A 22,403-nucleotide genomic window follows, 5' to 3' on the forward strand; every position below is an offset into this window, starting at 1 on the left:
AAAACGCGCGGCCCGACGGGCACGCGGCTAAACGACAGCAGCCCCCCCAAGACCAATCGTTTAACCGCGTGGGCAACGCCCCGTGCGTACACGCAACAAAAACGCGCGGCCCGATGGGCACGCGGTGAAACGACAAGCAGCCCCCAAGCCCAATCGTTTAACCGCGTGGGCAACGCCCCGTGCGTCCCCACAACAAAAACGCGCGGCCCGACGAGCACGCGGTGAAACGACAAGCAGACCCCCCAAGCCCAATCGTTTAACCACGTGGGCAACGCCCCGTGCGTACCCACAGCAAAACGCGCGGCCCGATGGGCACGCGGTTAAACGACAAGCAGACCGCGCACCCCAAGCCCAATCGTTTAACCGCGTGGGCAACGCCCCGTGCGTACACGCAACAAAACGCGCGGACCGATGGGCACGCGATGAAACGATAGTCGCCCTATCCCGGTCACTATCAAGCCCCTACAATCCAGCGCTCGCCGGTTCGCGGGCACGCTTGGTGATCCCAGCTGGTGTGTCGCGATGATATTGCTGCGATTGCTGGCATCTTGAAAGCACGGACCCGATGGGCTTGTCAGATGACCGCTACAGATCAGTCGCCACCGCAGGTTGCTGAACACCAATCGCCTGATCCGCCATGCGATCACGAATCGTATCAGCTGACCGAGATTGCGATTCCGATCATCGGGATGCACGTGCTGGCGCTGTTGGCGTTTATCCCTGATTTCATCACGTGGACCAACGTTTCGCTGTTGGCGATCACGTTGTTGATCTTCAGCAACGGAATCACTCTTGGGTACCATCGCCTGTTGACGCACAGAAGCCTTCGCGTTCCCAAATGGGTCGAGTACTTCTATGTCGGGCTAGCGCTATGCTGTCTGCAGGAATCACCCGCCAAGTGGGTTTCAACGCATCGCCGCCACCACAACCATTCGGACGAACCCGACGATCCGCATTCGCCCACCGCCAGCTTTCTGTGGTCGCATGTCGGTTGGTTGCTTTGGAAGCGAAAAGGGCAGCACGAATTTCGCACCGACAATCGCTACTGTGCGGATATCGTTTCGGATCCGTTTTATGCGTTGATGGAAAAGTATCCGGACCTGCCAGCAGGCATCTACTTGATTCACGCGTTTGCGTTTTGGTTGGCAGCGACCGCGATCTTTTGGATCGACATCAGTTTCGGTGCGGCCGCTTGGCAGGGTCTTGGCGTGATGCTTTGGTGCGTTGTGCTGCGAACGGTCATGGTCTGGCACTTTTCGTGGTCGGTAAACTCGCTGACCCATTGCTTCGGCTACCAGAACTATCAAACATCCGATCACAGCCGAAACAATTGGCTGGTAGCGCTGCTGTCCAATGGCGAAGGCTGGCACAACAACCACCACCATGACCCGGCCAGTGCGTCGGTGCAGCACAAGTGGTGGGAATTCGATCCCACGTATCTTCAAATCCGAATCCTGAAACGCCTCGGTTTGGCGACGCACGTCATCGCGCCTCGGCAGGTCCGACATCACGCCGGCGAACAACGCAAACCGGCCTGCCAAGACGGGGTGGTTCGCTAGACGATCCCTGCACGGGCCGTGCGGTTGCCGCTGTGGCCAGCTACGGTAGCCCTTCTCAGACAAACTTCGCTTCGTTAGAATTCCAGGGTCTGTCAGCGTGCGCCAAATCCCCTGAACCTTCTCGCCCGACAATGGATGGAGCCATGCTCTTTACGATCAATGCGTCACAGATTTCGCACAATGCATTTGATGATGAAACGATCGTCATTCACTTTGCATCGGGCAATTATTTCAGTCTTCGTGATGCCGCATCAGCGATCTGGAAGCGTCTAGAGAAGCAACCCCTGACCGCCTCTGCGATTGCGGCCGCGTTCGACGAAGCCCCTGCCGAAGCAGTCACGGAAGTTGACCATTTCTTGGGTCAGTTGTTGAAGAACCAGCTGATTTGCGAAACGCAGGATGGTGGCGAGCCTGAATCAGTGGATGGTCTCGGATGCTGGCGTGCACCGAAGATCGAGATCTACGACGACATGCGAAACACACTGCTGGGCGACGTGATTCACGACACGGACGAATCCGGCTGGCCTCAAATGGCCCCCGATGGGCTGCGGCAGTAATGGACTTCATCGGTTGTGGAGATCGGTAGTTTTGGAATCCAGCAATCGCGGCCTCACGAGCAACGCAAGCGTAAAATCAAGCTTCCAAGGCCACAACCGCGCCCAAGGTTTCGGGCCAGCATCGACCGCTGTGTCAGAGACCGCACGTTCAGCGTCATCCGCGATGACGCGACTTAATCATCACGGAAAACGGCATGTCGACAACCACAACGCCCCAGTCGTCGCAGGCCGCGCTGAAACCGCAGTTCGATCTTGCCGCCCAGCGCGACGGACTGACCGAGAAACGGTTGTCGATCGCTGGCCGCACGGTGTGTTTCAAATTTGCAGGTCAGCCGCTGCTGCGTCGATTCATGCCTGCCCTGGCACATCACCCCAACAGCGATGCGGCGGCTGAACTGACGATTCATTTGTGGGACAGCGTTACTCCCCCGGTCCAGCAATCGCTGCAGGAATGGATCGGGTTGCAGCCTGTCATCCTTGCCGATCAGCAGTCGGGCTGGAGTCTGGTCGAACCGGGCATTGGCCTGTTCAGCCAACTGACGACGGACGGCAACGCATTCGTCTGTTGCCGAGATGGAAACCAGTTGCCGGTCTGGGAATCTGCTGTTCCGCTGCGTTCATTGTTGAACGCATGGGCCGCACCGCAGGGAGGCGTCGTGCACGGCGCAGCAGTGGGCAATGATCGTGGCGCGGTCCTACTGGCCGGCGTGGGTGGATCCGGAAAGTCCAGCACCGCGTTGACGTGTCTTGCCGAACCTGATTTGCGCCACCTCGGTGACGACCTGGTGTTGATCACCAATGAAACGCAGCCGATGGTCAACAGCCTGTACAACTCTGCAAAGCTGCTGCCAGAGAACACGAACCGTTTCAGCGACCTGTCGCTTTCAGTCAATCCGGAACTGCCTCGTAATCCGGAAAAGGAAACCTACTTTTTGTTTCCACCGTACGCTGACAAGCTTGCAGCACAGCGTCCGCTAACGGCCATCTTACTGCCGCGCGTTGGAGGCGACACGCAGACCCGTCTGTCGCCGGCTTCCCAGGCGGAAGCGTGGCACGCGATCGTGCCTGTCACGTTGACCTTGCTAGGCGGCAGCCGCCCAGAGAACCTATCGGCGATCGTTGATATCATCCGACGTGTTCCCATCCATCACCTAATACTGGGCAGCGATCGTAAGGGAATTGCTCCTGTGATTCGCCGCGTGCTTGACGAAGGCTTGGACGCATGACCGGGACCGTCACTGTTTTGATCCCCGCCTACAACGCCGAATCGTTTTTGGCAGAGGCGATCCGCAGCTGCCTGGAACAGACGCGGCAACCGAATCAGATCATCGTCGTCGACGACGGATCCACGGACCGTACCGCCGAGGTCGCGGAATCGTTTGCGGACAGCGTCACGTTGATACGCCAGCCCAACAACGGTGCTGCGGCTGCTCGAAATGCCGGAATCGCCATTGCCACGGGAGATTACATCGCGTTACTGGACGCGGATGATCTGATGACACCGGATCGAATCGAGCTACAGATTCGCTTGATTGGGGCCCGCCCGGAACTTGACCTTGTGTTCGGCCAACAGCTGGTCTTTCAAGATGGCGAGAATCCGGTTCAGCTGCATCGCGACGGAACGGGTCAGGTAAAGCCCGACTGTGTGGCATCATCGGTGTTCTGTCGCCGGGACGTCTTCCGGAACGTCGGACTTTTCTGCACCGAACATTCGGTAGGCGAAATGATCGAATGGTTTGCCCGTGCGCAAGACCTCGGAATTCGCTCGGACAGCGTTGATCAGACGGTTCTGTATCGACGACAGCATGCCAACAATTCATCTACCCAGAATCGCAGCGATTACGTTCATGTCCTAAAATCCATCCTGGACCGAAGGCGTGCCAAGTGACGTTTCTGACCCGCTGGATTGACCGGGACCGGTCGTGGCCTCACGGTTGCTGGCCGAACGAGGCGCAGCAACTTCTGTTACAGGCTTGCCTGCTAGAAGACGACGCCGCTGCCACGGATGCTTGGCGACAATGGGAAGAACTTGTCCCCTGGGACTTCATCGACAGCGGATCCCATCGACTATTACTGCTTCTGAACGATCGTCTGCAGCGCATGGGGCAGACGTCCAAGAACCAAGGCCGACTGACCGGTGTGGCCCGGTACTACTGGGTGCAAACCGAAGTCAAGCAACGGCAAGCAGTCCCCATTTTGCAGCAATTTGAAGCCGCGCAGATTCCGACGCTACTGTTGAAGGGTGCATCGCTGAATGCGACGGTGTACCAAACCGGATTTCGGGCGATGAACGATTTGGATTTGGTGGTCCGCCGCGAAGACGCTCAGCAAGCGGTGCAGCTGCTGAACCAAGCCGGCGCCGATCCTCCGATGCAAGTGTCTGACGAAACGATTCACGTCGGTCATGGCACCAATTTCAGTTTCCCAAATGGCGCACAAGTTGATCTCCACTGGGACTTTTTCCATAGCCGTTCGCTGACGGCGGCACAGCAACAATCGCTATGGGATGCCAGTGTGCCGGTTCAAATCGGGCCCGCCAACAGTCGAGTGTTGTGCGCGGCCGATCAACTACTGCATACTTGCGAACATGGTGTTCGGTACAACGAAAGTCCGCCGTTCCGCTGGCTGGCCGACGCTCATCAGATCATCCGGGCCGCAGGTTCTAGCATGGACTGGCAGCGGCTGGCGGATCAGGCCCGGCAGATCGATGCCGTGCTGCCGGTGCAGAGGACTCTGCAGTGGCTGCGCAGCCATCTTGCGTTGCCGATTCCCGACGAAGCGATCGCGGCGCTAGAGTCCAGCGAAGTCTCGCTTTCCAGCCGCCTGGAATATCGCGTGACCGGACACCGAGGGGTTGCAGGGAAACACACGTTTTGGCAAACGTTCCCGGAACATGTCTTCGCTTGGCGTCGCCAGGGGCGTCAACCTTCCCTGATCCAGTATCACTGCTTGCAACATAACATCAGCCAGGATTTCGGGGCGACCTTCGCCGAACTCGCGAAGATCGGTCTGCTGCAAACGGCATCTCGCGTGCGATCGGCGGCACCCACGATTCGCAACGTGTACCGCTATGCGGTCGCCACGATGCCCGATGACCAGATCGCCGGGTTCTATGGCGTCGAAAGATACCGTCATCAAATCTTCCGCTGGACCGGTCGTGAATCCACACTGACCGTTTCACTTCCACGCGGCGATTACGACGTCCAGGTTCGGCTGCTGCCATGGCGCAAGTGGACAAACGATTTGGACGCCGACCTGCGTGTTGATTTCAGCCGCGCGGTTCGACCGGTAACATCCGATGGTCGCGACAATCGATTTTTGCGGTTTTCTATTCAGCGTGACATGTTTGGCCCCACGCTGCACCAGAGACTGACGTTTCGCTGCACACGTTTTCGTGACGTGCCAGAATCCGAACAGCGACATCTTGGGTTTCCGCTGCAGATGGTTCAGTTTCGACCGACCAAACCGATGACGCAGCGACACCGAGACGAGGCGGCTGGATCGCGACCAGCCTCGCAAAGCCAGCTCGCCGATGTAGCGACACGATCCGGCACTTCACACTGACCACCCGATCGGCTGACGATCGAACGATCCAGCCAGATGACCATAGAATCGAAAGAGAATGAATGTCCGACCAACGCGGCGTTGGGGTAGTCCCTGGGCCTGCTGCCCCAGCAGGATTCCAGACCGATTGCTACGAGATCCCCTCCAACCCTGATGGACGGATCTGCCTTGCTCCCCAAACGACGTTCGGCCTCCATCGCAGCGGATGGACCGGTGCGATGGACGCGTTGATCCCCGAGCACAGCGCAAAGGGAGTCATCTTCGAGGGATTCCTGGATCGCCTGTTCGACCCTCACTGGCCTCACCCCATGGGGCCAACGCTGCCGCTGACCAAGCCGTGGACAGGCGTTTTTCATAATCCGCCGGGAACCGATGGTTGGCACAGTTCATCTGGAAGCCCACAAACCCTGATCGCATCGGATCCGTTTCGTGCCAGCCTGCCTGCATGCCGTGGTCTGTTCACACTGTCGGATTACTTGTCCGAGTTTCTGCGAAAGGAAACCGGGCTCCCCACATCCACACTGCGGCTGCCGACCGAGATTCCTGAACGTCTTTTCAGCATGGATGACTTTGCAAACGCCACCGAGAAGAAGATTGTGATGGTGGGGTGGTGGTTGCGCAAACTTGCCTCGATCTATTTCCTGCCCCTTGATCGTGCAAGCGGCTTTCAAAAGTTTCGACTGATCAACAACCCATCTTTTGAAACGGAACAGGAGAGCTTGCTGAAACAGGAATTTGTGAAGCAATCGATGGCGCTGCGACAACCTTTGATGCCAGCGTATCGGGACAATACCCATTCGCTGCAGCGACAGAACGATGCGGATTACGACCAACTGCTGTCCACCAGCATTGTGTTTCTGGACCTGTACGATTCATCCGCCAACAACGCGGTGGTTGAATGCATCGCCCGCGGGACGCCGGTGTTGATCAACCGGATTCCGCCGGTCGAAGAATACCTTGGTGCAGACTATCCATTCTATTTCCAATCTCTCGATGAAGCCGCGGCGAAGACACAGGACCTGTCTCTTGTCGCCGCGACCCATGAATATTTGCTGCAATGCCCCATGCGGAAAAAGCTCGCGACGTCTGTGTTCTTGGACGACTTGCGAAACAGCGAAGTCTATCAACATCTGCTTGTTTCTAGCGACGAATTGCACCGTGGCTAAACCATCCACCCCTAGCGTCAATCGCCGTGTCCTGATCGACGGCACGAAGCTGGCCGATTCGCGGCCCGATGGCATTCGCCGGTATGTGTCCGGGTTGTTGGGCGCGATGGTTCCGGTCGCCGCCCAGCATGAAGACTGGGCGGTGGATGTCCACCTTGGTTCGCGGATCATTCCGATCTCTGAAATTGGCCCTTGGCTGGACGTTCGAAAAAAGGCTCCAGAAACCGTCTTGCAGTTCTTTCGGCAACGGGTCGACGGGCTTCGCGTGCAGGTGCAAAGGATGACGACTCATTACGACGTTGTGCATTTGACCATGCCCAATACGTTTTGCGCGTTCCGCGGATTCAAGGGACGGCGACTGGTGACGGTTCATGACCTTTCGCATTTGGCATGCCCCCAGTGGCAGACAACCACCAATAGCGAAAGCCTGGAACGGGGACTGCAAGACGCTGTCCAAAGAGACGCTCGCTTCACCACCGTTTCCGATTTTGTGCGAAAGGAACTGGCCACACGTTGTGGGATTTCCAGCGCCCACGAAACCGGCGCGGGTTGCGATCGTTCGCGGTTTCACTCGCGACATTCCGTGGATGCCAAACGCGCGGTCCGAACCAAGTATTCGTTGCCTGATGCTCCCTTCCTGCTTTCGGTCGGCACGCTGGAGCCCCGGAAAAACCTGCTGGGTACGGTGCGGGCCTATCGCCAACTGTTGGAATCCAACCCGCAAACGACTATCGATCTGGTCATTGTCGGGCATTACGGATGGGGCGACCTCAGCGACGTGCACGATGCCGCCAAAGGTTGCGATCGGATCCACTGGATCGGTGGTGTTCCCGACGATGACCTGCCGCTGATCTACGCACAGGCCGAAGCGCTTTCGTATGTATCGCACTACGAAGGATTCGGATTGCCAGCGCTCGAATCGATGAACTGTGGCGTGCCGGTGGTCTACGGTTCGGGCACAGCGGTTGCTGAGGTCGTCGCCGATGCGGGTTGGGCGGCAGACCCCAACAGCACCGAACAGATCTTCCATTGCTTTCGCGAAGTTGCAACGCGGCCGGACATTCGCCAAGAACGATCCGACAGGGCGATTCGGAGGTCCGAGCAGTTTGGATGGTCGCGCGTTGCCGAAGCAATGTGGGATCAGTACACTGCCGTCGCGGAGTGCCGAGTCGCTCGGCTAGCAGGTTAACGGCTTAGCGGCTTAACGGGGGGCTACGAATCAGACGCCATGAGCATCCCGAAAATCCTGCATCAAACGTGGAAAGACGACAACGTTCCCGAACACTTTGCCGAATGTGTCCAGTCGTGGAAGACCCACCATCCCGATTGGCAGTATCGACTGTGGACGGACCAAGACAATCGCCAGTTGATCGCTGACCGGTACCACTGGTTTTTGGAAACGTACGATCGCTATCCCAAGGCGATCCAGCGGGCGGACGCAATTCGCTATTTCATTCTTCACCGGTTCGGAGGAATGTACGTCGACCTGGATTTCATGTGCTGCAAACCACTGACCCCGCTGCTGGAAGGGCAAGCCTGCGTTGTCGGGCGGGAACCGGTCCAGCATTGTCGCCACCACCGGGTCACCAACTTGCTATGCAACGCGTTGATGTCCGCCGTGCCGGGCCATGCGTTTTTTGAAGATGTGATCCAGCGGTTGCCGGAGTTCATCGGTCACGTCGAAAACAAAGAACCGATCCTTAGCAGCACCGGCCCGATCATGATGTCGCGAGTCTTCGAGGACTTTGCTGCACCCGATTCGGTGACCGTGGTTCCCTCGCGATACCTGTATCCGCTGACCCTGCATCAGGCGGCCCAATATCGGTTGGCCGGATGCACCGGCGTTGACCTTTCCAGTGCGTTTGCGATCCACCTTTTCTATGGCACCTGGTGGAAGACCGATGCATGGGACCGCAAGTGGCGCGGCTACTACAAGGCGAAGTCTCTGCTGCAGCAGTGCGGGCGCAGCCTCTGGCGACGCAGCTCGGCTTAGCCGGAACAGCCCATGCCGCCGGCAATCCCACGCAGCACGCTATTCACCGTCACGCGATCGACGTGACCCGCCGACAAGCCCTGCGCCACGCCACCACCAACGCCCGATCACGCTGCGGCAGATTTCGACCGGATCGGCAGTGCTAGCAAATCAAAGAATGCTAGCTATCACTCCACACCTGGAATGGGCGATCAAATCGCCAGGAATCTGGCTCCGGCGCCGCAAATCCTGGAGCCTGGGCGGACTGCGAGTCGATTAGTTCTCAATTGCGACAGCAAAAACACCTCGCTATCTCGAGTGGCGGCGCTCACGCCCACTTAGCCGGCGATTTGCTCCTCGCGATTCGTGTTTCCCGCATCATGACTGAGCCACCCATCACGTCACATCGATGAAACTGTTCCTGATCCTGATTCGATCATCCTGGGTATCCGGCCTTGTGTCTGGATTACTGGGTGCGCTAAGCGGCATGGCGAATCTCGGATTGATCATGTTGATTCATCGTGCGTTGACGGACGATCCATCCGATTCGCAGTGGCTGCCCTATTTATTCGCGGGCGCCTGCGTGTTGGTGCTGATCACTCAAGTGACGGCCAAGCATCTGCTAGTTCAGCTGTCACAGGCCACGGCCGCTCGGCTGCGATATGAACTGTGCACCAAGATCATCGCCGCTCCGTTGCCAACATTGGAATCAGTGGGGTCGCACCGATTGTTGGCAGCTTTGATCGACGACGTGAACTCGATCACATCCGCCCTGTCTGCGTTCCCGGCCGCATGTGCCAATGCGATGGTGTTGGTTTGTGGACTGGTGTATTTGGCGACCCTGTCGGTTCCGCTTGCAGGCGGGACGATCTTGATGGCCAGCATCGGCGTGTTCAGTTTTATGACCGGGCTTCGGTTCGCCAATCGCCACTTGCGACAAGCTCGCGAAGACCAAGACGAAGTGGTCAAGCAGTTGCGAGCGATGATCGACGGCATCAAGGAACTGAAAGGCAACAACATGCGATGCCTAGACTTTGTCTATGACGTGTTGCTGCCGGCCGATACCAAAATGCGTCACAGCCTGATCATCGGATCGAATATTCAGGGCTTTGCCCACAGTTGGGGACGTCTGTTCCTGTTTATCGGCATCGGGTTGTTGCTGTTTGCCTGGCCACAGATCGCGACCGTTTCGACGGCCACGCTGACCGGATACGTCCTGACGATCCTGTACCTAACGTACCCATTGGACGGGATCCTGGGTTGGTTACCAGCGATGAATTCGGCGTCGATCGCCGTGGCCAAGATCGAGACCCTGGGCCTGATGATCGACCAGCCCGAACACCAGACATCGCTGTCGGCCCCCGCCCGATTCCGTTCGCTTGAAATGCACGGCGTCACCTACCAATACGATTCCAAGGATGACAATTGCTTCGCGCTGGGGCCAGTCGATTTGACGCTATCGCCAGGTGAGACCCTCTTCATCGCCGGCGGCAACGGCAGCGGAAAAACGACGCTCGCAAAACTATTGACCGGGCTGTACGTTCCCGATGCTGGCCGCGTTCAGTGGAACGGCAACGACGTGACCGACAAAGAACGTGCAGACTACCGCCAACTCTTTTCGACGGTTTTCGTGGAAGGGCATCTTTTTGACCGGTTGCTTGGGATCGACGCAACACCTGGCAAACTGCAACACTGGCTTTCCATCTTGGGCATGGAAGACAAGGTCAACGTTCAAACCGGCCGACTGTTGACCGGCGAGCTTTCACGGGGCCAGCACAAACGCTTGGCACTTCTGGTAGCGGCCCTGGACGACCGTCCCATCTTTGTGTTCGACGAATGGGCTGCCGAACAGGATCCGGGATTCAAAGACATTTTCTATCAGCAGATTCTTCCCGAGCTTCACCGCAGTGGCAAAACCGTTGTCGCGATCACGCACGACGATCGTTACTTTTCGGTGGCCAGCCGTGTGCTGAAGGTAGCCGATGGTCGACTGAACTTGGTCGCCGATCTGCAATCCACACCGCGGCGCGCAGCATGATCCGTCATGACGCAGCAATGCGGGCAATGGCAGGGCGTGGATCGCGCGATCCATCCCCAACGTCCATCCACTCCGCTAAACCAGGGCTGCAACATTGATCGAACTCAATGGGCTGCGCAAAAACTATCGAGTCGGCGACCACGACTTGGCGGTGCTGAAGGGCATCACGCTGAACATCGAATCGGGCGAATACGTGGCGTTGATGGGTTCGTCGGGCTCCGGCAAGACGACCTTGATGAACCTGTTGGGCAGCCTGGACCATCCGACGGACGGGGTCTATCGCTTGGCAGGGATCGATGTTTCGAGTCTGACGCCGATGGAACTTGCGGCGTTTCGGAGCCAGCATATCGGGTTCGTCTTTCAGAACTTCAACCTGCTGCCACGCGCGACCGCGCTCGACAACGTGCTGTTGCCGACCATTTATGCATCGGACGGTCGGTCCCGGCGTGAATGCGTCGAAGACGCGACGCGATTGCTAGAGTCCGTTGGTTTGGCCGGGCGACTGGACCATATGCCCAATCAATTGTCGGGCGGCGAACGACAGCGAATTGCGATCGCACGTGCGTTGATGAACCGCCCCAAACTATTGCTCGCTGACGAGCCGACGGGAAACCTGGACACTGTCACCGAGCAGGAAATCTTGGCGTTGTTTCGGCAGCTGAATCAAGAACACGGCATCACGCTGGTCGTGGTGACCCATGACGCGGAAGTCGCTCACGAAGCAGACCGTGTCGTGCGGATGAAGGATGGTTTGGTTTCCGAAGACGTGCGACAACGCGAATCGATCGTCGATCGACCTAGCCATGCAAACGCCCAAACAGCGACCTTTCGCGAACAGACTCCCGTATGGCCGCTGGCCGCCAGCTGGAACGCGGTGATGGTTGCCGTCATGGCACTGCGCCGCAACAAGCTGCGCACGTTCCTTACGATGCTGGGCGTCATTATCGGCGTCGCATCGGTGATCTCGACGATGGAACTGAGCGCGGGCGCGGCGACCGCAATCGAAGAAACAGTCGCCAGCATGGGCGCCAGCATGCTGACGATCAGCCCGGGCAAAGCATCTAGCACCAGCGGACGCCAACGTTCCATCGAAATCATCCCCGATGATGTGGTGGCGGTTTCCAGACAATGTTCGGCGGTCAAGGTCGCGGCTCCGCTGATCTATTCGCAGGTCCAACTGGTACGTCGAAATCGACGCTGGAGCCCCAACCTTGCCCTGGGCACAACCCCGCAATACTTAGAAGCCAGGAACTGGGACCAGCTGGAAATGGGGACACCGTTCACCGAGGCGCAGGTCCTGGATGCTTCCAAGGTCTGCATCCTGGGCAAGACCGTCGCTCGCGAATTGTTCGACAGCGAGTACCCGATTGGCGAGGAAGTTCGTGTCAACGGAGTTCCGCTGCGCGTCGTGGGGGTGCTGACTGAAAAGGGCGGTGACGTGATCGGAAACGACCAAGACGACATCATCATCGGGCCCTGGACGACGTTCAAACTTCGCGTCAACAGCAGCCCGGGCGGCGCGGCCAAGCTAAGCACCTTTGCAGACCTGATGCCGCCGATGCAACTCGCATCGATGAAGCGGTCAACGCAGCGCGAAGAGATCCATCAGATCTATGTCGAAGCGATATCCCCCGACCATGTCGAACTGGCACGCCAACAGATCACTCGGGTGCTCTCTCGCCGACACAATGTCGATCCCGCCGGTGCCTACCGCATCAATGACATCACCGAAGTGTCACGGGTGGTCGGGCAAGTCGTTGGTGGTGTGTCCGCCCTAGGGCTGGTGATCGCCGGTGTTTCGTTGATGGTCGGTGGCGTCGGGATCATGAACATCATGCTGGTCTCGGTCACCGAACGAACCCGAGAAATCGGTCTGCGGATGGCGGTCGGCGCCGATCGCAGCGCGATCCTCCGTCAATTTCTGATCGAGGCGACAGTGCTGTGCATGGTCGGCGGATTCGTGGGTATTTTCGCAGGCCACATGTGGTCGTCGCTGGTTGCCCAGGTGATTGGCTGGCCGACCACGATGTCGATCTGGGCACCGATCATTGCCGTTTCCGTTGCCGCGACCGTGGGGATCGTTTTCGGATACTACCCGGCCCGAACCGCATCGCGGTTGAACCCGATCGATGCCCTGCGTTACGAGTAACCACCGGCGGCGAACTGAAGAGCATAGCGACCCCAACACCCGCGAGTGGCCGCTCGCTGGTTGGCTGTTCGCTGGTAGGACGATTCGCTAGTAGGACGTTCGCTGGCTAGCCGCATCCGGGGCGATCCAGCTACGCGAACGCGACTTCCGAAAACAGCGTTCGGCACATGTCCACCGCGTCGCGAAACACTGTCGCAGTGCACGCGTTGCCGCTGAGATATCGGCGGATCTCGGTCGGGCAAAGGTCCTGCTCGGTCGTCAGCTTTGCAAGAACGTTGGCGTTGGCGCGAATCGTGGGCGTGTGAGGGCAGGGCAGTCCATGAGCAACTTCGAATCGAGCGGACCCATGTCGCCGGGCCACTCGCCACTGACCGCCACCCGGGCCAAGAATATCCAGGCCCAGATGAGCATGCGTCTGCACTTGGCAGGCCTCGTCGGGTTCCTGACGCATCGATGCAACGGTCGCATCTCGCAAGAAATCAACCAGTGGGCTAGGTGAATTGACACCTCGATCGCGTCGTTTGCCCCACCGGTCTGCCAAGCCAAATGCCATGTATCGGTGAATGACGGTTTCGTCAATTTCTGGACAAGGGAGATCCGAAGTGAACTTCAGCAGGTTCGAATTGTCGAACTTCGGGTCTGTCGAATTGTACGATTCGTAAAGCGAGACTCCCGAAAAATAGTTCCGTTCGAAACCATTCAGTTCGTCGCCCGGTACGTTGTCATCCCCGCGAAATTCGACCCCATCGGAGTTGAAATAAGAGCAGCAGCAATCAATGATCTTTCGCGGCGTCAGGTGGATTCGCGGCGTCAGATGGTAGGTCTGCCCGTGAGCCTCGGGCGTGTCCAGCAACCTGGAAACCACGTTGGCAACCCAATCGATGGGCACAACGTTGCGACGTTCCTGGCCCGTCATCGGAAGGCGAATGGGAGTGTGACGAACACCGTTTTCGTCAGGCTCGACCATCGGCACCAACAGCGACATCAATCGCAGATAAGTATGCAGCCCGTGGTAACTGGTGGTGTATCCGGTCTGGCAGTCGCCCGAAATGACCGCTGGCCGATAAACCGTCAGCTGATCCAAATGGGGTGCTGCCCGAACGGCATGCTCGGCTTCAAACTTGCTTCGCTCATAGTCATTGCGAAAGTCCTGCCCAACATCCAAATCCGATTCGCGGACCAAGTCGGTTCGGTTGCCGCAGACGTACGCGGTCGAGAAGTAATGGAAGTCGCGGATACCGGTCGTGCGACAGAACGCGAGAACGTTTTTCGTACCACCCAGGTTGGTTTTCCAAGGATCCTCGGCTCGATCGGCCCCCTGAAACTTCAGCACCGCCGCACCGTGAACCATTCGTGCGCAATTGTTGCGGACCCAATCGGTCGCACCAGCGCTAAGCCCAAGATTGGGCTGGACGATATCGCCTTCTAGACAGACAGGACGAGGCAGTTCGCGCCCAAGTTCCGCTTCGAATCGCTGCAGAATCGCTTCGACCCGCTCATACGCCGTCTGCTTTTTGCTGCGTCTGACAATCACTGCAATGCGTTTGCCAGCTGCCATCGCATTGCGAATCATGTACTGCCCGACAAGACCAGTCCCACTGGTCATCAGAGTGTATTGTTGGTTTCCATTCACCATGAAGAACAAACGAGTCGGGTAGCCACAAGGGCCGAAAAAGAACAGACAGACGGGGGGCAGCGGTCGCGGATCATTGTAATATTCGCGATGAACAAGGTGCAAGCCACGCTGTCCTAATTCACGGCGATCCGTCACCACATTCGTGCATGCCGAGTGAGCGATCACCGGTTTCGAACCGACAATCCTTGATTCGATCGGGGGTCAGTCGATCGTTGATGACGGCAAGCTGCTAGGCAGACGGTTGACTCTGGGCAAGATAGAAGCTCGTAGCGGCGACTTGCCACGCCGTAGGTCCAACGGGGGAACCGGCACTTCGGGCCGCATCTGACTTGATAAGATCAGAAAAACGAAAACTTCTTGGGGGAGTGTCTCGATGCGATCCAGTTTGGCCTTACTGATCCTCGGCTGCCTGTGCAGTTGGCTCGATTTCGCCGCCGCGGCCGATCCACCGCATGTCCTGTGCATCATGACGGATGACCTGGGGTGGCAAGACCTGCACTGCCAGGGAAACCCAGTGCTGCAAACGCCTCACATTGATGGCTTGGCCAAGGACGGAGTTCGGTTCACCAACGCCTATGCCGCATCGCCGGTCTGTTCCCCGACGCGGGCAGCGATGATGACGGGTCTTGCCCCCGCGCGGTTGCACATCACCCAGCACGGCCCCGACGGGCAGCAGTTCTGGCCCAAGGATCGACGGGTCCAACCTCCGCCAAGCAAACATGAACTTTGGCACGAAACCACCACGTTGGCAGAGCGTCTGAAGACGGCGGGATACGCCACCGGATTTTTCGGCAAGTGGCACTTGGGCGGAGACGAAAAGTACTGGCCGATGCAACACGGCTTTGACGTGAACGTGGGCGGTTGTGGATTCGGTGGGCCGCCAACCTATTTTGATCCCTATCGAATCCCCACACTGCCACCACGCGAAACAGGCGAGTACCTGACCGATCGCTTGGCGGATGAAACCATTGCGTTTTTGCACAGCGCCAAAGACCAACCGATGTTCATCTGCCTTTGGACTTACAACCCACACTATCCGTTCGAGGCACCGGACGAACTGACCGCTCACTACCAGGGCAAGCAAGGCCCGGGTTTGAAAAACCCGATCTACGGCGGCCAGATCGAAGCCACCGACCGCGCCATCGGACGCGTGCTGCAGGAACTGGAATCGCTGGGGATCGCCGAACAAACGCTGGTGATTTTCACCAGCGATAACGGTGGTTGGTCCGGCGCCACTGACAATCGGCCACTGCGTGAAGGAAAAGGCTATCTGTACGAAGGTGGCCTGCGTGTGCCATTGATCGTTCGCTGGCCCGGGGTGACCAAGGCGGGAACCGTGAACCCAACGCCTGTGGTCAGCATGGACCTGACCGCGACGATGCTGGACGCCGCCGCAGTGAGGCTCGCCGAGAACGAATCGCTGGATGGCGAATCATTGCGGCCTCTGTTCGCCGGCGGCAAGCTGAAGCGGGACGCGTTGTATTTTCACTATCCGCACTTCGCTTTCCACAAGGCGAATCGCCCCGGCTCTGCCATTCGCAGTGGCCAGCACAAACTGATCTATCGGTACGACGATGATTCGGTGCAACTGTTTGATCTGGACCACGATCTGGGCGAGACCACGGATCTCGCAGATATCCATCCAGACGTCGCCGGGAACTTGAAAGACCGCCTGACAGACTGGCTTCAAACTACCGATGCCGGATTGCCAGTCCAACGAAAATAACGCAGCGAGTTTCCGTCGCCGATGATAGCCACCGGGTGCATCGCATTTGCGGACTCCGGAGGCAACTTGGTCAGCTGCCCTGTTCGATGTCCGAAAGTTCGATTTTCTAGATGGGCTTCGAAAAGTCCAGCTATGGCGTCGAATCCGAAAGCGAGAGTCGCAATGGACAACGATGCACGAGGCGTACCGCTTTGCTACGCTTGTTCGACTCTTCCTTGCATCCGAATTGCCCCCATACTTTCACGAATAGCCAACAACATGCGACACATCGATGATCTGAAACGCTTCATCTTTCGGGCGATCGTTTCTGCGACTTCCGTCCTAGCGGCGTGCGTGATCACTCATGCACAATCGTCGTCTCAGCAGCCATCCGACGACTCCGATCCGCTAATGGCTTACGTCGGCACATTCAGTTCACCGCTGGGCGATGTGCTGCCCACGCAGGTCGATCTTCCACCTGGCAACGGGAAGGGGATTCATATTTTCCAGGTTGATCGCACCACCGGCGGCATGACCGCGACGGGCGTTTACCCCATGGGCACCAGCCCCAGCTGCGTCGTTCTCAATGCAGCCGGCACGCGATTGTATTCCAGCAACGAAACCGATCGTGTTGGCGGTCGCAAGGAAGGTTCCGTCAGCTCGTTTGCGATCGACCCCAACGATGGCCAACTGCGTTTGCTCAATACCGTTTCCTCCGGCGGCGACGGCCCGACTTATGTCAGCGTCCATCCCTCTGGCAAGTTCCTGTTGGTGGCAAACTACTTTGGTGGTTCGGTCGCTGTTCTTCCCATTGCGGCTGATGGCCGACTCGAAGATGCGTCGGATGTCAAAAACGATGCGGGCACGATCGGACCGACGACATCTGCCAACGCTCCCGAAGGCAGTTTCGCCTTCAGCGGTCATGACCGCACTCACGCCCATATGATCCAGTCCGATCCATCGGGGCGTCACGTTTTACACGTCGACTTGGGATTGGACAAAATTTACGTTTGGAAATTTGACGAAAGCAACGGAACGTTGACGGCGAATGACCCACCCAGCGTATCGTTGCCTCCCGGTGATGGACCGCGTCATTTTCACTTTCATCCCAACGGTCACTGGCTGTACAGCATCCAAGAAGAAGGATCTACGATCGCGCGGTTTCAGTACGATCCCGAGACTGGGCGTTTAACGCATCAAGAAACCGTTTCCTCACTGCCGCCCGGATTCGCAGGCAGTAATTTCTGTTCCGAGATATTGGTTTCCGATGACGGACGTTTTGTCTATGGCGGCAACCGCTTGCACGACAGCATTGGGATTTTCGCTGTCAGCGAATCTGGCAAACTGACGCAGGTCGGCAACCAGTGGACTCGCGGCAATTACCCGCGCAGTTTCAACTTCGACCCCAGCGGGCGGTTTCTATACAGCTGCAACCAGCGTGCTGATAACATCGCCGTATTCCAAGTCAACAAGGAAACCGGCGGGCTGACCTTCACGGGCCAATACACCCCGGTTGGAAATCCATCCAGCATCGTGTTCTTGGATCTGCAGAAGTAAGTAGGAATTCATTCCTTACATCGACTCTGTGATGACTCGCATCACGTTGCCACCGATGACTTTGCGAATCACTTCATCGCTATGCCCTCGCTGCACCAAACCAACCGTGTAGAGGGGCCAATTGGTCCAAGCGATGCTTTCGTTCATTTCACGAGTCGTCTTAAAGTTGTCCGATGGCCAAAGCATACGAAATTCTTCTCGTTGCTTTGGCTGTTTGGGAACCTTGGCGTTTTGAGTCCCCGACGACTGCGATTGATAGGAAACATCCGTGCCGATCGCGACCGCATCCGGCCCAAACTTTTCGATGGCATAGTCGACGTGATCAAGCAACGCCTGGATGTCCCCACTGCCGCCCAGGTATCTGGGGATACAGCACATCCCGACGTAGCCGCCCGAGTCGACGATGGCCTTGATCACGTTGTCGGGCTTGCTACGAAAATGACGATAAACGCCTGCGCAGGTCGAATGGCTGGCCACGACAGGCCGCGACGAAGCCTTGGCTGCTTCTAGACTTGTTTTCCAACCGCTGTGCGCACAATCCGGGATGACACCGACGCGGTTCATCTCTGCGATCGCCTTGTTACCAAAATCGCTTAACCCCGCATCGGTCTTCTCGCCACATCCGTCACCGATCATGTTGCGGCGCTGATACGTCAAATGCATCATCCGAATCCCCAACTGATAGAACACACGGACAAACTGCAGTTCGTCCGCAACGGACACCCACTGCTGCGTTAATGGGACCCCGTTGCCGGTCAAGTAATAGCAGTGACGGTTTTCGCGTTTCGCAGTCACGATGTCATTGGGCGCAGCGGCTTTGAACACAAACCCACGCATCAGGTCCGTCGTGTAGGTATGCCGCGCCAATCGTTTGATCAACCGCAGCGGGTCCTGGCCTTCTTCGCCTGCGTTATTGAAAACACACGTCACGCCGGAGGCACGCCATGCGTCGCGAAACTCCTGCTGTTCGACCTGATCGGTCACAAAACGCGTCATCGTCATTTCTTCTCGCAGATCTTTCAGTTCCGCGCCAGACGCGCCCGCTTGAACCGCAGCGGCCAGTGCGTCTCCGTCGACCGAAGCACGCGGACCAAACCCATAGGCGTCAAAGACAATCGATTCAGCATGCAACTTCAGCCCGCGATCCAGTTCGGCCTTCGAAGGTTTCAAAATACTGAGCGCCGTATCGCGTGACTTCTGGATCTTGGGATTCGAACGGGACGTCAACGCCTGTACCGGACCGTTGCTGTTGTCATCCTGTGCAAATGCACGACGCGCCCCCGGTGATACGGCAGACAGCGACAAGGCAGAGACAGCCCCCAACGAGTGAGCGAATTGGCGGCGACTAAGCATAGAAATGGATCCTGAATGGGCGCGTCGATTGATCGTGATTTCGATCCACGGTGATCGCGGTGTACGGTGGTCCACGGCAGACACCATGGTTCCGCGATGATTGCGAGCATACTCGCCCCCCAAGCCCAGGAAAACACATAGCGGGGTATTCACCCCCATCTCGGGCGTGCAGTTCGTGTAGAATATCGATCCCGCCTACGACTGCCTGCCCACCCTAAAACCTGCCGCACAGGGTCATCGCCCATGCTTAAGCCACTCTACGGATTGGATCGCCGAGGATTACTGCGTGCCGCTGCGGCGGGCGTCGTCGGAGCCTCACTGCCCAAAGCGGTCTCCTTGGGCGGTCAGCCGATGGGCGACAGACCGGTGGGATTCGGGAAAGCCAAGTCGGTGCTAATCGTGATGCTTAGCGGTGGCCCCAGCCAGTTGGACATGCTTGATCCCAAGCCAGACGCGCCGGCGGAAGTCCGCGGTGAGTTCACGCCGATCTCGACCACCATCCCGGGCGTAAAGGTTTGCGAGCACCTGCCGAAACTTGCCAAACAAACCGATCGTTGGGCCATCGTTCGGACACTGGCGCATCGCGAACACAACCATTTGCTGGCGACCCATGTGGCGTTGACCGGCCGCCCGACACCCTTGCCACGCGGTGGATCGGATTTAGATCGCGTCGAAACTCGCAACGATTTCCCCAACTATGCGTCCGCGCTCGACTTCGTCCGACCGCGCAACGACGGCATGCCGTCGGGCGTCTCGTTGCCGAATTATATGATCGAAGGCCCGCTCACTTGGCCCGGCCAGCATTCAGGTTTCTTGGGTGCGAAACACGATCCATGGCAAATCAACGGCGATCCGAACGATCCAAATTTTCGGATGCAAGCGCTCACGATGCGAGACGGCGTGTCGACCGGACGCCTGCAATCGCGCCGGCAACTGTTGGACCAAATGAATCATGGCCGCGGCAGCTTGACCGGTGACGAGACAGAATCGCTTCGCGATCAGCAAAAACTGGCTTTCGGGTTGCTTACATCCGGAAAACTGACGCAGGCATTCGAAATCAATCGCGAGTCGGACGAAACCCGAGATCGCTACGGTCGCAATAAGTTCGGTCAATCGTTGCTGCTGTCCAAACGCATGATCGAAGCTGGCGTGCCCGTCGTCCAAGCAACCATGGGGATCGTGCAAACCTGGGACACACACTTTGACAATTGGGGCAGGCTGAAGAACAAACTGCTTCCCCAGCTGGATCAAGGTCTCGAAGCGTTGACCGATGATCTTGCGGCCAGCGGTCTTTTGGATGACACATTGTTGATCGTCATGGGTGAATTCGGACGCACTCCGAAGGTGACCACACTGCCGGGACAAACCATTCCCGGCCGCGATCATTGGGCTCACGCGTATTCCGGTTTATTCGCTGGGGCGGGGATCCAGGGCGGCCAAGTGATCGGCCAAACCGATGCCCAAGCCGCCTATCCGGTGACAAATTCGTGGTCACCGGCGGACATCTGCAGCACGATCTTCAATGCCCTTGGCGTTGACGCCGGCGCCACCATCGATGATCCGCTGGATCGACCACACCATCTTCTGAACGGGAAGGTCATCTCGAATCTGTATACGGGAGCGACCGCATGATCCCCAAGTCGCGACTCCCCACGTCATGTGCACAGCAACACACAGGACATTCACGTCGCAGTGCATTGCAAGCCGGTGCGATTGGGATCCTTGGACTCGGCATGAACCATCTGGCTGGGCTGCGTCAGGCGACTGCATCGGAGGGCAGTCGGCCCAGTGGAAAAGCCAAATCGTGCATCTTCATATTTTTGTCGGGCGGACTGTCCCAGCACGATAGTTTTGACATGAAGCCCAACGCGCCGGACAACATTCGCGGTGAATTCAAGCCGATCGCAACCAAGACGCCAGGCCTGCAAATTTGCGAACACCTGCCCAAACTCGCTCAACGAAGCCACTTGTGGTCGCTATGCCGTTCGCTCACACACGGGTCCAACGAGCATTCTGCGGCCCATCACATCATGTTGACGGGACATTCCGATTTGCCCACGGGGTTCAGCCCGAACAACCCTAGCCGATCCGATCATGCGTCGATTGCAGCCATCGCTGGCTACGCGATGCGGTCGAAACAGCAAAACAATTTGCCTCCATCGGTCGTGTTGCCCGAACGACTGGTACACAGCAGCGGACGCGTGATCCCCGGTCAACACGCCGGTGCGATGGGTCCGCAACACGATCCATGGATGATCGAAGCGTCTCCGTTTCACAACACATCGTACGGCGCGTTCCCAGAATACGGATTCGACCACCAGGATCGTGGCAAGCCGGACAGTCGGCTGTTCCAAGCACCACAGCTTTCGCTGCCCGACGGACTCGGCATGCAAAGCGTTCACGGTCGATTGGCATTGCTTGATTCCCTGAACCGTCAACGAGAAAACCTGGCATCGTACGCCCAAGTAGAAAACTTCGACCGACTGCGGCAAGGCGCCGTTTCTCTGCTGACCGAATCCGCGGTCCACCAAGCGTTGGACGTTACTCATGCAGACGACAAACATCTTGATCGCTACGGGCGCAACTCCTTTGGCTGGTCGCTGCTGATGGCGCGGCGACTTGTCGGCGCTGGGGTCAGCCTGGTGCAAGTGAATCTTGGCAATGACGAAACATGGGATACGCACGGCAATGCGTTCCCGCATCTGAAGAACAATCTATTTCCGCCCACGGACCAAGCCCTATCGGCTTTGCTGGACGATTTGAATTCGACCGGCGAATTGGACGAGACGCTGGTCGTGGTAGCGGGCGAGTTTGGTCGCGCCCCCCAGATCACATGGTTGGAAAAACACTACAAGTTGCCAGGCCGTGACCACTGGGGCGCCGTGCAATCGGTGTTATTCGCCGGCGGAGGAATTCGCGGCGGCAACGTGATCGGCAAGTCCGACGCCCAAGGCGCGTATCCGGCCCAGCAACCGGTGAAGCCCGAAAACTTCGCAGCGACCCTCTACGACGCGATGGGAATCCCCGCCACCGCAGCATGGCATGACGCCGAAAATCGTCCTCACCACATTTACAGCGGCGAGCCCATCGCCGGTCTGTTCTAGCAACCGACCGTCGACGGTTTCACCGGTGCCCAATCCCGCCTCC

General features: G+C 57.9%; 16 protein-coding genes. 14 read left to right on the top strand and 2 right to left on the bottom strand.

Translation table 11 applies throughout. The features are described from left to right. Positions 1–578 precede the first annotated feature (578 nt). From K227x_RS26385 to K227x_RS26430, 10 genes are all read left to right on the top strand, one after another. A complete protein-coding gene (locus K227x_RS26385; RefSeq protein ID WP_145175051.1) occupies positions 579–1,559 on the top strand; it encodes an acyl-CoA desaturase in 981 nt (326 codons plus the stop codon). A 143-nt stretch (positions 1,560–1,702) separates the two neighbouring features. After that, on the top strand, positions 1,703–2,116 hold the full coding sequence (locus tag K227x_RS26390; RefSeq protein WP_246146308.1) for a PqqD family protein: 414 nt from the start codon (positions 1,703–1,705) through the stop codon (positions 2,114–2,116). 194 nt (positions 2,117–2,310) lie between these two features. Then, positions 2,311–3,342: a phosphoenolpyruvate carboxykinase (ATP) gene (locus tag K227x_RS26395; protein ID WP_145175057.1), complete on the top strand. Its 1,032-nt coding sequence runs from the start codon at positions 2,311–2,313 to the stop codon at positions 3,340–3,342. Then, complete coding sequence (locus tag K227x_RS26400) at positions 3,339–4,004, top strand: glycosyltransferase family 2 protein (protein WP_145175059.1); 666 nt, start codon at positions 3,339–3,341, stop codon at positions 4,002–4,004. Before K227x_RS26395 ends, K227x_RS26400 begins: the two co-directional genes overlap by 4 nt. After that, positions 4,001–5,680: a nucleotidyltransferase family protein gene (locus tag K227x_RS26405; protein WP_145175062.1), complete on the top strand. Its 1,680-nt coding sequence runs from the start codon at positions 4,001–4,003 to the stop codon at positions 5,678–5,680. The genes K227x_RS26400 and K227x_RS26405 overlap by 4 nt, the downstream gene beginning before the upstream one ends. A gap of 62 nt (positions 5,681–5,742) precedes the next feature. Further along, a complete protein-coding gene (locus K227x_RS26410) occupies positions 5,743–6,846 on the top strand; it encodes a hypothetical protein (protein WP_246146309.1) in 1,104 nt (367 codons plus the stop codon). Next, positions 6,839–8,035: a glycosyltransferase family 4 protein gene (locus tag K227x_RS26415; protein ID WP_218934102.1), complete on the top strand. Its 1,197-nt coding sequence runs from the start codon at positions 6,839–6,841 to the stop codon at positions 8,033–8,035. Before K227x_RS26410 ends, K227x_RS26415 begins: the two co-directional genes overlap by 8 nt. 39 nt (positions 8,036–8,074) lie before the next feature. Continuing rightward, entirely contained in the window at positions 8,075–8,839 is a 765-nt protein-coding gene (locus tag K227x_RS26420; RefSeq protein WP_145175068.1) for a glycosyltransferase family 32 protein, read from the top strand. A gap of 388 nt (positions 8,840–9,227) precedes the next feature. Beyond that, positions 9,228–10,856 (top strand): cyclic peptide export ABC transporter, encoded by a 1,629-nt coding sequence (locus K227x_RS26425; protein ID WP_145175071.1) that lies wholly within the window; start codon positions 9,228–9,230, stop codon positions 10,854–10,856. A gap of 94 nt (positions 10,857–10,950) precedes the next feature. Then, positions 10,951–13,005: an ABC transporter permease gene (locus tag K227x_RS26430; protein WP_145175074.1), complete on the top strand. Its 2,055-nt coding sequence runs from the start codon at positions 10,951–10,953 to the stop codon at positions 13,003–13,005. Between the two features lie 130 nt (positions 13,006–13,135). Here K227x_RS26430 and K227x_RS26435 read toward each other — a convergent pair whose 3' ends face one another. Further along, on the bottom strand, positions 13,136–14,743 hold the full coding sequence (locus tag K227x_RS26435) for an SDR family oxidoreductase (RefSeq protein ID WP_246146310.1): 1,608 nt from the start codon (positions 14,741–14,743) through the stop codon (positions 13,136–13,138). A 271-nt stretch (positions 14,744–15,014) separates the two neighbouring features. Here K227x_RS26435 and K227x_RS26440 point away from each other — a divergent pair, with 271 nt between their 5' ends. Both K227x_RS26440 and K227x_RS26445 read left to right on the top strand, forming a co-directional pair. After that, positions 15,015–16,367, top strand: coding sequence for a sulfatase (locus K227x_RS26440; protein ID WP_145175077.1), 1,353 nt, complete (start codon positions 15,015–15,017; stop codon positions 16,365–16,367). Positions 16,368–16,625: 258 nt separating this feature from the next. Next, positions 16,626–17,903, top strand: a complete 1,278-nt coding sequence (locus K227x_RS26445) for a lactonase family protein (protein WP_145175080.1) — start codon at positions 16,626–16,628, stop codon at positions 17,901–17,903. Positions 17,904–17,918: 15 nt separating this feature from the next. On the opposite strand, the gene K227x_RS26450 is transcribed toward K227x_RS26445, so the two are convergent. Then, a complete protein-coding gene (locus K227x_RS26450; protein ID WP_145175083.1) occupies positions 17,919–19,256 on the bottom strand; it encodes a dipeptidase in 1,338 nt (445 codons plus the stop codon). Positions 19,257–19,499: 243 nt separating this feature from the next. Between K227x_RS26450 and K227x_RS26455 the strand changes: the two genes are divergently transcribed. Both K227x_RS26455 and K227x_RS26460 read left to right on the top strand, forming a co-directional pair. Continuing rightward, positions 19,500–20,888, top strand: coding sequence for a DUF1501 domain-containing protein (locus K227x_RS26455; protein WP_145175086.1), 1,389 nt, complete (start codon positions 19,500–19,502; stop codon positions 20,886–20,888). Next, positions 20,885–22,360, top strand: coding sequence for a DUF1501 domain-containing protein (locus K227x_RS26460; RefSeq protein ID WP_145175089.1), 1,476 nt, complete (start codon positions 20,885–20,887; stop codon positions 22,358–22,360). Before K227x_RS26455 ends, K227x_RS26460 begins: the two co-directional genes overlap by 4 nt. The last annotated feature ends 43 nt before the right edge of the window (positions 22,361–22,403 follow it).

It is taken from the genome of Rubripirellula lacrimiformis (assembly GCF_007741535.1).
GTDB lineage: Bacteria > Planctomycetota > Planctomycetia > Pirellulales > Pirellulaceae > Rubripirellula > Rubripirellula lacrimiformis.